This is a genomic window from Streptomyces sp. NK08204 (genome assembly GCF_020400585.1).
Taxonomy (GTDB): Bacteria; Actinomycetota; Actinomycetes; order Streptomycetales; family Streptomycetaceae; genus Streptomyces.
Map to the genome: position 1 here is coordinate 73,183 of NZ_JAINVF010000004.1, position 12,185 is coordinate 85,367.

Annotated in this window: 11 protein-coding genes; 10 read left to right on the forward strand and 1 reads right to left on the reverse strand. The window is 70.2% G+C overall.

The genetic code is table 11. From position 1 onward, the window contains the following. The first annotated feature begins 4 nt into the window (after window positions 1-4). The 7 genes from K7G59_RS08100 (at window position 5) to K7G59_RS08130 (ending at window position 7,574) form a co-directional block, all read left to right on the forward strand. Complete coding sequence (locus tag K7G59_RS08100) at window positions 5-526, forward strand: hypothetical protein (protein WP_225831632.1); 522 nt, start codon at window positions 5-7, stop codon at window positions 524-526. A 103-nt stretch (window positions 527-629) separates the two neighbouring features. Continuing rightward, window positions 630-1,232 (forward strand): ABATE domain-containing protein, encoded by a 603-nt coding sequence (locus K7G59_RS08105; RefSeq protein ID WP_225831634.1) that lies wholly within the window; start codon window positions 630-632, stop codon window positions 1,230-1,232. A 186-nt stretch (window positions 1,233-1,418) separates the two neighbouring features. Beyond that, window positions 1,419-2,003 (forward strand): sigma-70 family RNA polymerase sigma factor, encoded by a 585-nt coding sequence (locus tag K7G59_RS08110; RefSeq protein WP_225831636.1) that lies wholly within the window; start codon window positions 1,419-1,421, stop codon window positions 2,001-2,003. After that, window positions 2,003-2,830, forward strand: coding sequence for an anti-sigma factor (locus K7G59_RS08115; RefSeq protein ID WP_374114197.1), 828 nt, complete (start codon window positions 2,003-2,005; stop codon window positions 2,828-2,830). Before K7G59_RS08110 ends, K7G59_RS08115 begins: the two co-directional genes overlap by 1 nt. Window positions 2,831-2,912: 82 nt before the next feature. After that, entirely contained in the window at window positions 2,913-5,216 is a 2,304-nt protein-coding gene (locus tag K7G59_RS08120; RefSeq protein WP_225831640.1) for a UvrD-helicase domain-containing protein, read from the forward strand. Window positions 5,217-5,581: 365 nt separating this feature from the next. Beyond that, window positions 5,582-6,997, forward strand: a complete 1,416-nt coding sequence (locus tag K7G59_RS08125; RefSeq protein ID WP_225831643.1) for an NAD-dependent malic enzyme — start codon at window positions 5,582-5,584, stop codon at window positions 6,995-6,997. Between the two features lie 295 nt (window positions 6,998-7,292). Next, window positions 7,293-7,574: an HU family DNA-binding protein gene (locus K7G59_RS08130; protein ID WP_225831645.1), complete on the forward strand. Its 282-nt coding sequence runs from the start codon at window positions 7,293-7,295 to the stop codon at window positions 7,572-7,574. 118 nt (window positions 7,575-7,692) lie between these two features. Here the strand turns inward: K7G59_RS08130 and murA are convergent, their stop codons facing one another. Beyond that, window positions 7,693-9,033, reverse strand: coding sequence for a UDP-N-acetylglucosamine 1-carboxyvinyltransferase (gene murA, locus K7G59_RS08135; protein WP_225831647.1), 1,341 nt, complete (start codon window positions 9,031-9,033; stop codon window positions 7,693-7,695). A 232-nt stretch (window positions 9,034-9,265) separates the two neighbouring features. Between murA and K7G59_RS08140 the strand changes: the two genes are divergently transcribed. The 3 genes from K7G59_RS08140 (at window position 9,266) to K7G59_RS08150 (ending at window position 11,940) form a co-directional block, all read left to right on the forward strand. Then, window positions 9,266-9,838, forward strand: a complete 573-nt coding sequence (locus K7G59_RS08140; protein ID WP_225831648.1) for a YqgE/AlgH family protein — start codon at window positions 9,266-9,268, stop codon at window positions 9,836-9,838. A 29-nt stretch (window positions 9,839-9,867) separates the two neighbouring features. Beyond that, window positions 9,868-10,152: a DUF3039 domain-containing protein gene (locus tag K7G59_RS08145; protein ID WP_225831650.1), complete on the forward strand. Its 285-nt coding sequence runs from the start codon at window positions 9,868-9,870 to the stop codon at window positions 10,150-10,152. A gap of 168 nt (window positions 10,153-10,320) precedes the next feature. After that, a complete protein-coding gene (locus K7G59_RS08150) occupies window positions 10,321-11,940 on the forward strand; it encodes a beta-N-acetylhexosaminidase (protein ID WP_225831654.1) in 1,620 nt (539 codons plus the stop codon). Window positions 11,941-12,185: the final 245 nt, after the last annotated feature.

The window sequence follows — 12,185 nt, forward strand, 5'->3', positions numbered from 1 at the left end:
TGCGGTGGCGGCACTCGAAGAGATCTCCGGAGTTGACAGGTTCGAAGAGTTGGGTGGGGAGAACGACTTCGGGGAGCCGAACTCCTTCTCCCTCTCACGTGCTCGCAGGTACCTGGATACGGACGGCTCGCAACGGACGCAGTGCTCCATCTACAAGAGCCCGGACAAGAACGGGCATCCTCTCCTTCAGATTGATTTCACAAAGGAGAAATACGAACCAACGCGTGAAAGCCTTGGGGATGCTTCCAGGGCGAAGGACCACGTCTTCTATCCACTTGGTGCTCTCGCTTACACGGCAGGAGGGAACACCACCTCCATTGACTTCCTGTGTCGCGAAGTGAAGGGAACAGGTTCCATGCCCTACGTCAACGTCTCAATGTACAGCGCCGTGGATCAAATCCGCCTCGGCGGCACAGGAAAAGAACGCATGACCATCCTCAACTCGGTCGCGCGAAAGTTCGCCAAAGAGCTCGGCTGTCTCTCCGAAGCGCACCTCCCGGAGACGATTCCCAGCCCGTCCGCCTGACAGGGTCGGCACGAGGGGTTCCGGCAGCCCGCAGGGCCAGGCACTGTGAAACGGAGCGACGGAACAGTCCCTGCACGGTTCCTGCCTAGGCGGTGACAGGCACATGGCACTGGGTACGGTCACGCCCCCGTACGAGCTGCGGTTCGACGCCGGGCGGATCTGTCTGGATCTTCTCGCCACCACGCATCCGATGGAACGGCTCGATACCGTCGAGGCGTTGTGTGCCTGGATCGTCGGCACCGGGCTGGTGCCGGCCGGTACGACGCTGGGGCGCGTCGACGTCTCCTGGCTTGCGGGATTCCGGGAACTGCGCTGCTGCGTCGGCCAGTTGGTGCGGAACGGGAGTGTTCCGAGTGCCGGGGACACACCCGCGTACGAGGGTGCGCTCTCCCGGCTCAACGACGTCGCGCGTGCCGTACCGCCCGCGCCCCGCGCCGTGCGCGGCACAGACGGCGCGCTGGTACGGGAGTTGGCCGCACCCGTCGAGTGCGCCGCGCTGCTCGCCGTCCTCGCACGGGACGCCGTCGAGCTGCTCACCGATCCTGTCGCGCGGGCGGCCGTCCGGGAGTGCGAGGGGAACAACTGTCCCCTCGTCTACCTCGACACGTCCCGCGGGCGCCGGCGCCGCTGGTGCTCCAGCGAGGTGTGCGGGAACCGTGAGCGGGTCGCCCGGCACCGGCGCCGGGCAGCCCTCGCGCGGGCCTGACGTCGCGCCCGCCTCAACGTGCCGCACAGGTGAACGGCGCGTGGCGACAATGTGCGCACATGTCCTGCTCGCGCCCCCGGCCAGCGGAAAGCCGGCAGGAAACTGTCACTCCGCTTTGAACACCACCCCGTCTCGCTCCGTACGGGTGGGCGAGCGACCGACTGGGGGAACCCCCGGACACCGGAGGTGGGCGTGCGCAAAGATGCGGCCGTGGCCAGAGAACGCGGATCGAGGGCCCGACATCGCATGCCCTCCCAGCCCTCCGAGCCGGACGAAGAGCTGATGCGTGCCCTGTACCGGGAGCACGCGGGGCCCCTGCTCGCCTGCGTCCTGCGGCTGGTCGCCGGTGATCGGCAGCGTGCCGAGGACGTCGTACAGGAAACGCTCATCCGTGCCTGGAAGAACGCCGGTCAGCTCAACCGGGCGACCGGATCGGTACGCCCCTGGCTGGTGACGGTCGCGCGCCGCATCGTCATCGACGGCCACCGCAGCCGGCAGGCCCGGCCGCAGGAGGTCGATCCGTCGCCGCTGGAGGTCATCCCCGCGGAGGACGAGATCGACAAGGCGCTGTGGCTGATGACGCTGTCGGACGCGCTCGACGACCTGACCCCGGCCCACCGGGAGGTGCTCGTCGAGACGTACTTCAAAGGGCGTACCGTCAACGAGGCGGCTCAGACGCTCGGTATACCGAGCGGCACGGTCCGTTCCCGGGTGTTCTACGCCCTGCGGTCGATGAAGCTGGCACTGGAGGAGCGGGGGGTGACGGCGTGATGAGCGGCTACGGGGGGAACCACGGATCTGGCACGGGCGGTACGGGTATGTCTGGTCCCATGAACCCGGGTCAGGGACCTTCGGTGCCCGGCGAGCACGAGGCCGTCGGCGCCTACGTCCTCGGGATCCTCGACGACGCCGAGGCAACCGCTTTCGAGGCCCACCTCGCCGGCTGCGACTGGTGTGCCCAGCAACTGGACGAGCTGGCCGGGATGGAGCCGATGCTGGCCGCGCTCGCGGACGTGCCGGGCTCCAGGAGCAGCCCGTCGATCGGCGAGTCCCTGTCGGCCAGGCCCAGCCCGCGCCTGGCGGAGCGGCTCGTCGACGAGGTCGCCGGCCTGCGGGCCCGCAAGCGCCGGCGCGGCCTCTACCTGGTCGCCGCCGCTGCGGCGCTGATCGTCGGCGGCCCGCTCGCCGTGCTCGCCGCGGGCGGCGGCTCGGACAACGGCGGCATGCAGGCCATGGGTCCGGCCCAGGCCGCCTTCCAGACCATGTCCGACAAGAAGACGGCCACGGATCCGACGACCCGCGTCACCGCGACCGTCGCCACGGAGAAGAAGGACTGGGGCACCCACGCGGTGCTGGAGCTGAAGAACGTCACCGGCCCCGAGCGGTGCTCGCTCGTCGCCGTCGGCAAGAACGGCGAACGCGAGACGGTGACCTCCTGGGCCGTCCCGGGCTGGGGCTACGGCCTCCCGAACGCCAAGGACGAGGAGGCGAAGAAACCCCTCTACGTCCACGGCGGCGCCGCCTTCAGCCCCAACCAGATCGACCATTTCGAGGTCATGACCTTCGACGGCAAGAAGCTCGTGCAGGTGGGGGAGTGACGGCGGGATAGCGGTGCCGTAGCTTCCGCGGGTCCCCTTCGCGTACGGTTGACGGCTGCCCAGCACGTCAGAAGGGGGCCCGGTGGCCGCTCAGGTTCAGCAGTCCGCGGTCGGATCGGTACGCGACGCACACGAGTCCGTGCGCGACCGAGAGATCGGCGTCGAACAGGAACACCTGGACCGGGTGTACCGGCGGCTCGAGGAGAAGATCCACGAGGCCGAGTTCGTGATGAACGACGCGGTCAAGCGCGGCCAGGTCGGCACGCCCGGCGCGCTCGCCGAACGCGACGCGCAGGTCTTCCGGGCCGGTGTCCACCTCAACCGGCTCAACAACGAGTTCGAGGACTTCCTGTTCGGGCGGATCGACCTGCTCCTCGGCAAGGACGGGAAGAAGGGGCCCGACGGGGCCTACACGGCGGTGGAGCCGGCCGAGGGCGCCGTGCGCGAGGACAACACCGCCGACATCGCCGAAACCCTGCACATCGGGCGTATCGGCGTCCTCGACGAGGACTACGCGCCCCTGGTCATCGACTGGCGGGCCCCCGCAGCCGCGCCCTTCTACCGGGCCACCCCAGTGGACCCGGGACGGGTGGTGCGGCGCCGGGTCATCCGGTCGAAGGGGCGTCGCGTGCTCGGGGTCGAGGACGATCTCATGCGGCCCGAGCTGACGGCCTACCTCGACGGCCGCGAGCTGCCCGCCATCGGCGACGGCGCCCTGATGGCCGCCCTCGGCCAGGCCCGCAGCCACACCATGCGCGACATCGTCTCCTCCATCCAGGCCGAACAGGACCTGGTGATCCGCGCCCCCGCCGCCTCCGTCACGTACGTGGAGGGCGGTCCGGGCACCGGGAAGACGGCCGTCGCGCTGCACCGGGCGGCCTACCTGCTCTACCAGGACCGCAGACGCTACGCGGGCGGCATCCTGATCGTCTCGCCGACCCCGCTGCTGGTGGCCTACACCGAGGGCGTGCTGCCCTCCCTCGGCGAGGAGGGCCAGGTCGCGATCCGTGCGATCGGCTCCCTGGTCGACGGCGTCGAGGCCACGCTCTACGACTCCCCGGCCGTGGCCCGCGCCAAGGGCTCGCACCGGATGCTGAAGGTGCTGCGCAAGGCAGCCCGGGGCGCCCTGGAGCTGAAGGACTGCCCCGAGCGGCTGCGGGTCGTCGCCTTCGGGCGCCGCCTGGAGCTGGAGGCGGCGGAACTGGACCGCATCCGCCGCAACGCCCTCGGCGGCACCGCACCCGTGAACCTGCTGCGCCCGCGCGCCCGCAAGCTGCTGCTGGACGCCCTGTGGGCCAAGTCCGGCGCCGCCGGCCGGCACACCGACCCGGAGCTGGCCGCCGAGCTGCGCTCCTCCTTCGACGAGGACGTCAGCACCGAGGACAGCTTCCTGGCGTTCCTCGAGTCCTGGTGGCCCGAGCTGACCCCGAAGGGCGTGCTGGCCGCCATGGCCGACGACAGGCGGCTCGGCCGCTGGGCCCGCCGGGTCCTCAACCCCGGCGAGGTCCGCAAGGTCGCCCGCGCGCTGAAGCGGGACGGGTACACCGTGCACGACATCGCCATGCTGGACGAACTCCAGGCGATCCTCGGCGCCCCGGCCCGCCCGAAGAAGAAGCGCGAGCTGGACCCGCTGGACCTGCTCACCGGCCTGGACGAGCTGATGCCGGTGCGCGAGGAGACGCAGCGCGAGCGCGCCGAGCGGCTCGCGCAGGAGCGCACCGAGTACGCGCACGTCATCGTGGACGAGGCGCAGGACCTCACGCCGATGCAGTGGCGCATGGTCGGCCGCCGCGGCCGGCACGCCACCTGGACGGTGGTCGGCGACCCGGCCCAGTCCTCCTGGTCCGACCCGGACGAGGCCGCCGAGGCCCGTGAGGAGGCCCTCGGCACCCGGCCGCGGCGCCGCTTCCAGCTCACCGTGAACTACCGCAACCCGGCCGAGATCGCCGAGCTGGCCGCCCGGGTCCTCGCCCTGGCCATGCCCGGCTCCGAGGCGCCGTCCGCCGTACGCTCCACCGGGGTCGAGCCCCGCTTCACGGTCGTCGGGGAGGTGCTGGGGGACACCGTGCGCGCGGAGGCCGAGCGGCTGCTCGGCCTGGTCGACGGCACGGTCGGCGTGGTGGTCGCGATGCACCGGCGCGAGGAGGCCCGGCGCTGGCTGGCCGGGCTCGGCGACCGGGTGGTGGCGCTCGGCAGCCTGGAGGCCAAGGGTCTGGAGTACGACGCCACGGTCGTCGTCTCCCCGGCGGAGATCGCCGACGAGTCCCCGGCCGGGCTGCGCGTGCTCTACGTGGCGCTGACCCGGGCCACCCAGCAGCTGACGCTGGTGGCGGGCGAGCGGGACGAGCCGGACGCGGCCGGGGTGCCCGACCTGCTCCGGGACTGATTTCCGGAGAACCTCCCGCACGGGAATGGCTGACGCGCGCTGGTTTGTTAGCCTGGGTGTGGCACCGGCCCGATCCAAGCCCCCGGGCCCAACCTTTGTCCCTGCGAGGGACCACTTGCCGCGAGGCGAGCATGGCGGGTCGGTGTCACAAGCGTTGAGAGGCCCACGTCACGGGTGTGACGTGGGCCTCTTCCTTTGCCTGATCGTTTCTCGTATGGTGAAATTTGGTTTCCGGAATCGCGCATCTCTTCGCACGGCTCGTGAACAAAACGTCCGCAACGCTGGGCGACTACCGCGTACTGAGCGGTAGGTGCGACGATCGGACGGCACAATTCGCGACACGGTGAAAGCAGAGGAAGTCGGCCATGGCAACGGCGCCCAGCGTCTCCTACTCGATGACCATCCGGCTGGAGGTGCCCGCGAGCGGAACCGCCGTCTCGCAGCTGACCACCGCCGTGGAGTCCTCCGGAGGCTCGGTGACCGGCCTCGACGTCACCGCGTCCGGCCATGAGAAGCTCCGCATCGACGTCACCATCGCGGCCACCTCCACGGCACACGCCGAGGAGATCGTCGAGAAGCTGCGCGGTATCGAGGGCGTCGTCCTCGGCAAGGTCTCCGACCGTACGTTCCTGATGCACCTCGGCGGCAAGATCGAGATGCAGTCCAAACATCCCATCCGCAACCGTGACGACCTGTCCATGGTCTACACGCCGGGTGTGGCCCGTGTCTGCATGGCCATCGCCGAGAACCCCGAGGACGCCCGCCGCCTCACCATCAAGCGCAACTCCGTTGCGGTCGTGACGGACGGCTCCGCCGTGCTGGGCCTGGGCAACATCGGCCCCAAGGCCGCGCTGCCCGTCATGGAGGGCAAGGCGGCCCTCTTCAAGCGCTTCGCCGGCATCGACGCCTGGCCGCTCTGCCTGGACACCCAGGACACCGACGCGATCGTGGAGATCGTCAAGGCGATCGCCCCGGGCTTCGCCGGCATCAACCTCGAGGACATCTCCGCGCCGCGCTGCTTCGAGATCGAGGCCCGGCTGCGCGAGGCCCTCGACATCCCCGTCTTCCACGACGACCAGCACGGCACCGCGATCGTCGTCCTCGCCTCCCTGACCAACGCCCTGCGCGTCACCGGCAAGGCGATCGAGAACATCCGCGTCGTGATGTCCGGCGCCGGGGCGGCCGGCACGGCCATCCTCAAGCTGCTGCTCGCGGCGGGTGTGAAGAACGCCGTCGTCGCTGACATCCACGGCGTCGTGCACGCCGGCCGCGAGGACCTGGTGAACGCCCCGGCCGACTCCCCGCTGCGCTGGATCGCCGACAACACCAACCTCGAGGGCCTGAGCGGCACCCTCAAGGAGGCCGTGCGCGGTGCCGACGTCTTCATCGGCGTCTCCGCCCCGAACGTTCTCGACGGCGACGACGTGGCCGCCATGGCCGACGGTGCGATCGTGTTCGCGCTCGCGAACCCCGACCCCGAGGTCGACCCGGCAATCGCCCGTCAGACGGCGGCCGTTGTGGCCACCGGCCGCTCCGACTTCCCGAACCAGATCAACAACGTGCTGGTCTTCCCGGGCGTCTTCCGCGGGCTGCTGGACGCGCAGTCCCGCACGGTCAACACCAAGATGATGCTGGCCGCCGCGAAGGCCCTGGCCGAGGTGGTGACCGAGGACGAGCTGAACCCGAACTACATCATTCCGAGCGTCTTCAACGACAAGGTCGCAGGCGCCGTCGCCGGCGCGGTCCGCGAGGCCGCCAAGGCGGCCGGCGAGACGGTCTGAACCGTCGCGCACCACACGGTGCAGGGGCTGTGAGCATCGCCACGGGCGGCCCCCGCACCGGCGCGTCGCGGAACCGCCCGGTGCCGGGCGCGCTCTAGGGTGACGGCCGAGCAGGCGCTTTTCGTGTGACTCCCCAGGGTGTTCTCACGACTCCTACGGGTGCCGGATTGGCTTTCCCGCCGCAGGTAGGGGCAGGATGCGTCCCTGGGCGCGAGCGCATCGGCATCGCAGTGCCTACTTTGCGGCACCGCCGCGTGGCACACCCCAACGGCAAGAAAAACACGGGAGTAACAACATGAACCGCAGTGAGCTGGTGGCCGCGCTGGCCGACCGTGCCGAGGTGACCCGCAAGGACGCCGACGCCGTGCTGGCCGCTTTCGCCGAGGTCGTCGGCGACGTCGTCTCCAAGGGCGACGAGAAGGTCACCATCCCTGGCTTCCTGACCTTCGAGCGCACCCACCGTGCCGCTCGCACCGCGCGCAACCCGCAGACCGGTGAGCCCATCGACATCCCGGCCGGTTACAGCGTGAAGGTCTCCGCGGGCTCCAAGCTCAAGGAAGCCGCCAAGGGCAAGTGACCTTGCCGTTCGTGCGCCAGGGACGGCGCACGAGGCGCTCTGAAGCGCGCTGACGCCAACGGGGCGGCCACTCCTTCACCGGAGGGCCGCCCCATCGTCGTACGGGCTTGCAGAGCCGTTAACCGAGCGCCCCGCCCGGCAGTTCCACCTTCGCTCCCAGTTCCACGAGCTTTTCCATGAAGTTCTCGTAGCCGCGGTTGATCAGCTCGATGCCGTGGACGCGCGAGGTGCCCTCGGCCGCGAGGGCGGCGATGAGGTAGGAGAAGCCGCCGCGCAGGTCGGGGATGACCAGGTCGGCGCCCTGCAGTCTCGTCGGGCCGGAGACGACCGCCGAGTGCAGGAAGTTGCGCTGGCCGAAGCGGCAGTCGGAGCCGCCCAGGCACTCGCGGTAGAGCTGGATGTGCGCGCCCATCTGGTTCAGCGCCGAGGTGAAGCCGAGACGGGACTCGTAGACCGTCTCGTGGATGATCGACAGGCCCGTGGCCTGGGTGAGGGCCACCACCAGCGGCTGCTGCCAGTCCGTCTGGAAGCCGGGGTGCACGTCCGTCTCCAGCGCGATGGACTTCAGCCGGCCCCCGGGGTGCCAGAAGCGGATGCCCTCGTCGTCGATCTCGAAGGCGCCGCCCACCTTCCGGTAGGTGTTCAGGAACGTCATCATCGAGCGCTGCTGGGCGCCGCGGACGTAGATGTTTCCGTTGGTCGCCAGCGCCGCCGACGCCCAGGACGCGGCCTCCAGGCGGTCGGAGAGGGCGCGGTGGGTGTAGCCACCGAGCTTGTCCACACCGGTGATGCGGATCGTGCGATCGGTGTCCATCGCGATGATCGCGCCCATTTTCTGCAGGACGCAGATCAGGTCCTCGATCTCGGGCTCGACGGCAGCGTTGGACAACTCCGTGACGCCCTCGGCCAGTACGGCCGTCAGCAGCACCTGCTCGGTCGCGCCGACAGAGGGGTACGGCAGCCGGATCTTCGTGCCGCGCAGGCCCTTGGGTGCCTCGAGGTACTGGCCGTCGGCCCGCTTCTCGATGGTCGCGCCGAACTGCCGCAGCACGTCGAAGTGGAAGTCGATGGGCCGGCCGCCGATGTCACAGCCACCCAGGCCCGGGATGAACGCGTGGCCCAGACGGTGCAGCAGGGGGCCGCAGAAAAGGATCGGGATACGGCTGGAACCCGCATGGGCATCGATGTCAGCGACGTTCGCACTTTCCACGTGCGTCGGGTCGAGCACCAGCTCGCCGGGCTCCTCGCCCGGACGCACCGTCACCCCGTGCAGCTGGAGCAGGCCGCGCACGACACGCACGTCACGGATGTCCGGAACGTTGCGCAGTCTGCTCGGCGCGCTGCCGAGCAGGGCGGCGACCATGGCCTTCGGTACGAGGTTCTTCGCACCGCGGACACGGATCTCGCCCTCCAGCGGGGTTCCGCCGTGGACAAGCAGGACATCGTCGTTGACGGTCATGAATCTCGCGTTCCGATGAGTGGGACAGGGGCCGGCCGATCACTCTTGGCGGGGGCCGGAGAGACAGCGTAATCGCCTATGACCCTCCGTCCGTAAGTCCGAGTGCGACCCAGCCAAGTCAAGGCTCCGTCACAACACGAACGGTTTCCCGCCGGGCACATGGGGTCACCGGGTGGCGGACGAACACCGATGGGCTCCCCACACGGGGGCAAGATGCGGGATCATGTCAGGCATGACCGAGGTGTCCTCGCTCACAGGGCGGCTGCTCGTGGCCACCCCCGCCCTGGCGGACCCGAACTTCGACCGTGCGGTCGTGCTCCTTCTCGACCACGACGAGGAGGGCTCCCTCGGCGTCGTCCTCAACCGGCCCACCCCGGTCGACGTGGGCGACATCCTGGAAGGCTGGGCCGACCTCGCGGGCGAGCCCGGCGTCGTGTTCCAGGGCGGCCCGGTCTCGCTGGACTCCGCACTCGGCGTCGCGGTCATCCCGGGCGGCGCCGGCGGTGACAGCGCCCCGCTCGGCTGGCGCCGGGTGCACGGCGCGATCGGCCTGGTCGACCTGGAGGCCCCGCCGGAACTGCTCGCCCCGGCCGTCGGCTCCCTGCGCATCTTCGCCGGTTACGCGGGCTGGGGCCCCGGCCAGCTGGAGGACGAGCTGGCGGAGGGCGCCTGGTACGTGGTGGAGTCGGAACCGGGGGACGTCTCCTCTCCGACCCCGGAGAGACTCTGGCGCGAGGTGCTGCGCCGCCAGCGCAGCGAACTGGCGATGGTGGCCACGTACCCGGACGACCCGTCGCTCAACTGATGCCGGGGAGAGTCAGTACCCTTGGCGATATGAGCACTCTTGAGCCCGAGCGCGGGACTGGTACCGGGACCCTCGTAGAGCCGACGCCGCAGGTGTCCCACGGCGACGGTGACCACGAGCGCTTCGCCCACTACGTCCAGAAGGACAAGATCATGGCGAGCGCCCTGGACGGCACGCCCGTCGTGGCGCTGTGCGGCAAGGTGTGGGTGCCGGGCCGTGACCCGAAGAAGTACCCCGTGTGCCCGATGTGCAAGGAGATCTACGAATCCATGGGCAGCGGCGGTGACGAGGGCAAGGACGGCGGCAAGAAGTAGGCCTCCGGCCGGTGCGCGTTTGCATGTGCGCCTGATGCGGGCCTGACCCGCCCGGCGTGTACGAGCCCCCGGGACGCGGTTCACGCGTCCCGGGGTTCTTCGTGTGCTCCGGGCCCGAAGTGGTCGAGACCTCTTGTCGGTATGTCCCGGGCTCCCTAACCTCCGGGCATGGTGGATCTCATTCCGGCTCCGGCGCACTGTTCTGTGAACGCCGCCGGCCGCACGAGGCTCGACCGGGGCACGGCGCTGCAGGCGCGGCCCGGCACCGAAGGTGTCGCCCGCTGGCTGCGCGCCACGGTCGGCGCGGCGACCGGCCTGCCGTTCCCGGAGGCGGCGGGCGAAGGCGACAACCGCATCGTGCTCAGCGTCGAGCCCGGACTGCCCCCGGAGGGCTACCGGCTGCTCAACGACGAAGGGCCCTGCCGCATTCAGGGAGGCAGTGCGGCCGGTGTCTTCTGGGGCGCGCAGACCTTCCGGCAGTTACTGGGCGCCGACGCCTTCCGCCGGGCGCCGGTGCGGCCGGGGCGGAACTGGGACCTCCCGCGGATCACCGTGGAGGACGCGCCCCGTTTCGGCTGGCGCGGGCTGCTGCTCGACGTCGCCCGGCACTTCATGCCCAAGGACGGCGTGCTGCGCTACCTGGATCTGATGGCCGCGCACAAACTCAACGTCTTCCACCTCCATCTGACGGACGATCAGGGCTGGCGGATCGAGATCGGCCGGTATCCGAAGCTGACCGAGGTCGCCTCCTGGCGGGCGCGGACGAAATTCGGCCACCGGGCCTCACCGCTGTGGGAGGAGAAGCCGCACGGCGGTTACTACACCCAGGACGACATCCGCGAGATCGTCGCCTACGCCGCCGAACGGCACATCACCGTCGTCCCGGAGATCGACGTACCGGGCCACTCGCAGGCCGCGATCGCCGCGTACCCGGAACTCGGCAACACCGACGTCATCGACACCACCGCCCTCACCGTCTGGGACAACTGGGGAATCTCCGCCAACGTACTGGCGCCCACCGACGCCGCCCTGCGGTTCTACGAGGGGGTGTTGGAGGAGGTCCTGGAGCTGTTCCCCGGAGAGTTCGTGCACATCGGCGGCGACGAGTGCCGCAAGGAGCAGTGGCGGGAGTCGCCGGCCGCGAAGGCCCGTATCGCGGATCTCGGCCTCGCCGACGAGGATGCGCTGCAGTCGTGGTTCATCGGCCACTTCGACCGGTGGCTGTCCGCGCGCGGGCGCCGGCTCATCGGCTGGGACGAGATCCTGGAGGGCGGGCTCGCGCCGGGCGCGGCGGTCTCCTCCTGGCGCGGCTACGGCGGCGGCATCGCGGCGGCGAGGGCCGGGCACGACGTCGTCATGTGCCCGCAGCAGCACGTCTACCTGGACCACCGGCAGGCTCCGGGCGAGGACGAGCCCGTGCCGATCGGCTTCGTGCGCACCCTGGAGGACGTCTACCGGTTCGAGCCCGTCCCGCCCCAGCTGACCGCCGGGGAGGCCCGGCACGTGCTCGGCACCCAGGCCAACGTGTGGACCGAGGTGCTGGAGGACGCCGCGCGCGTGGACTACCAGGCCTTCCCCAGGCTCGCGGCCTTCGCCGAGGTCGCCTGGAGCCGGCTGCCAGCCCCGGCGGAACGGGACTTCGCCGGGTTCGAACGCCGCATGGACGCCCACTACGGGCGACTTGACGCCCTGGGGGTCGCATACCGGCCACCCGCCGGACCCCGGCCCTGGCAGCGGCGACCCGGAGTGCCCGGCCGCCCGATCGAGGGACCGCCACCGAACAGATGACCGTCGAGGAACGGATAGAACAGATAATGGAAAAACCCCGGCAGTATCACCGAAGAGTGGCAATTCACGCTCACTGGTGATGCCGTGCAAAAACGGACTATCCCCCCGATGAGATGGGCGAATGCCTCCTAGCGGACCCCCGCGTTCGGGCGTCGCGAAGATGTGCCAGAGTTGCCACGTCCGCCCTGTCAGCACGTACCGTACGGCAGCACAGGCGGGACCAGGTGGGGCATCGGGAAGGGGCA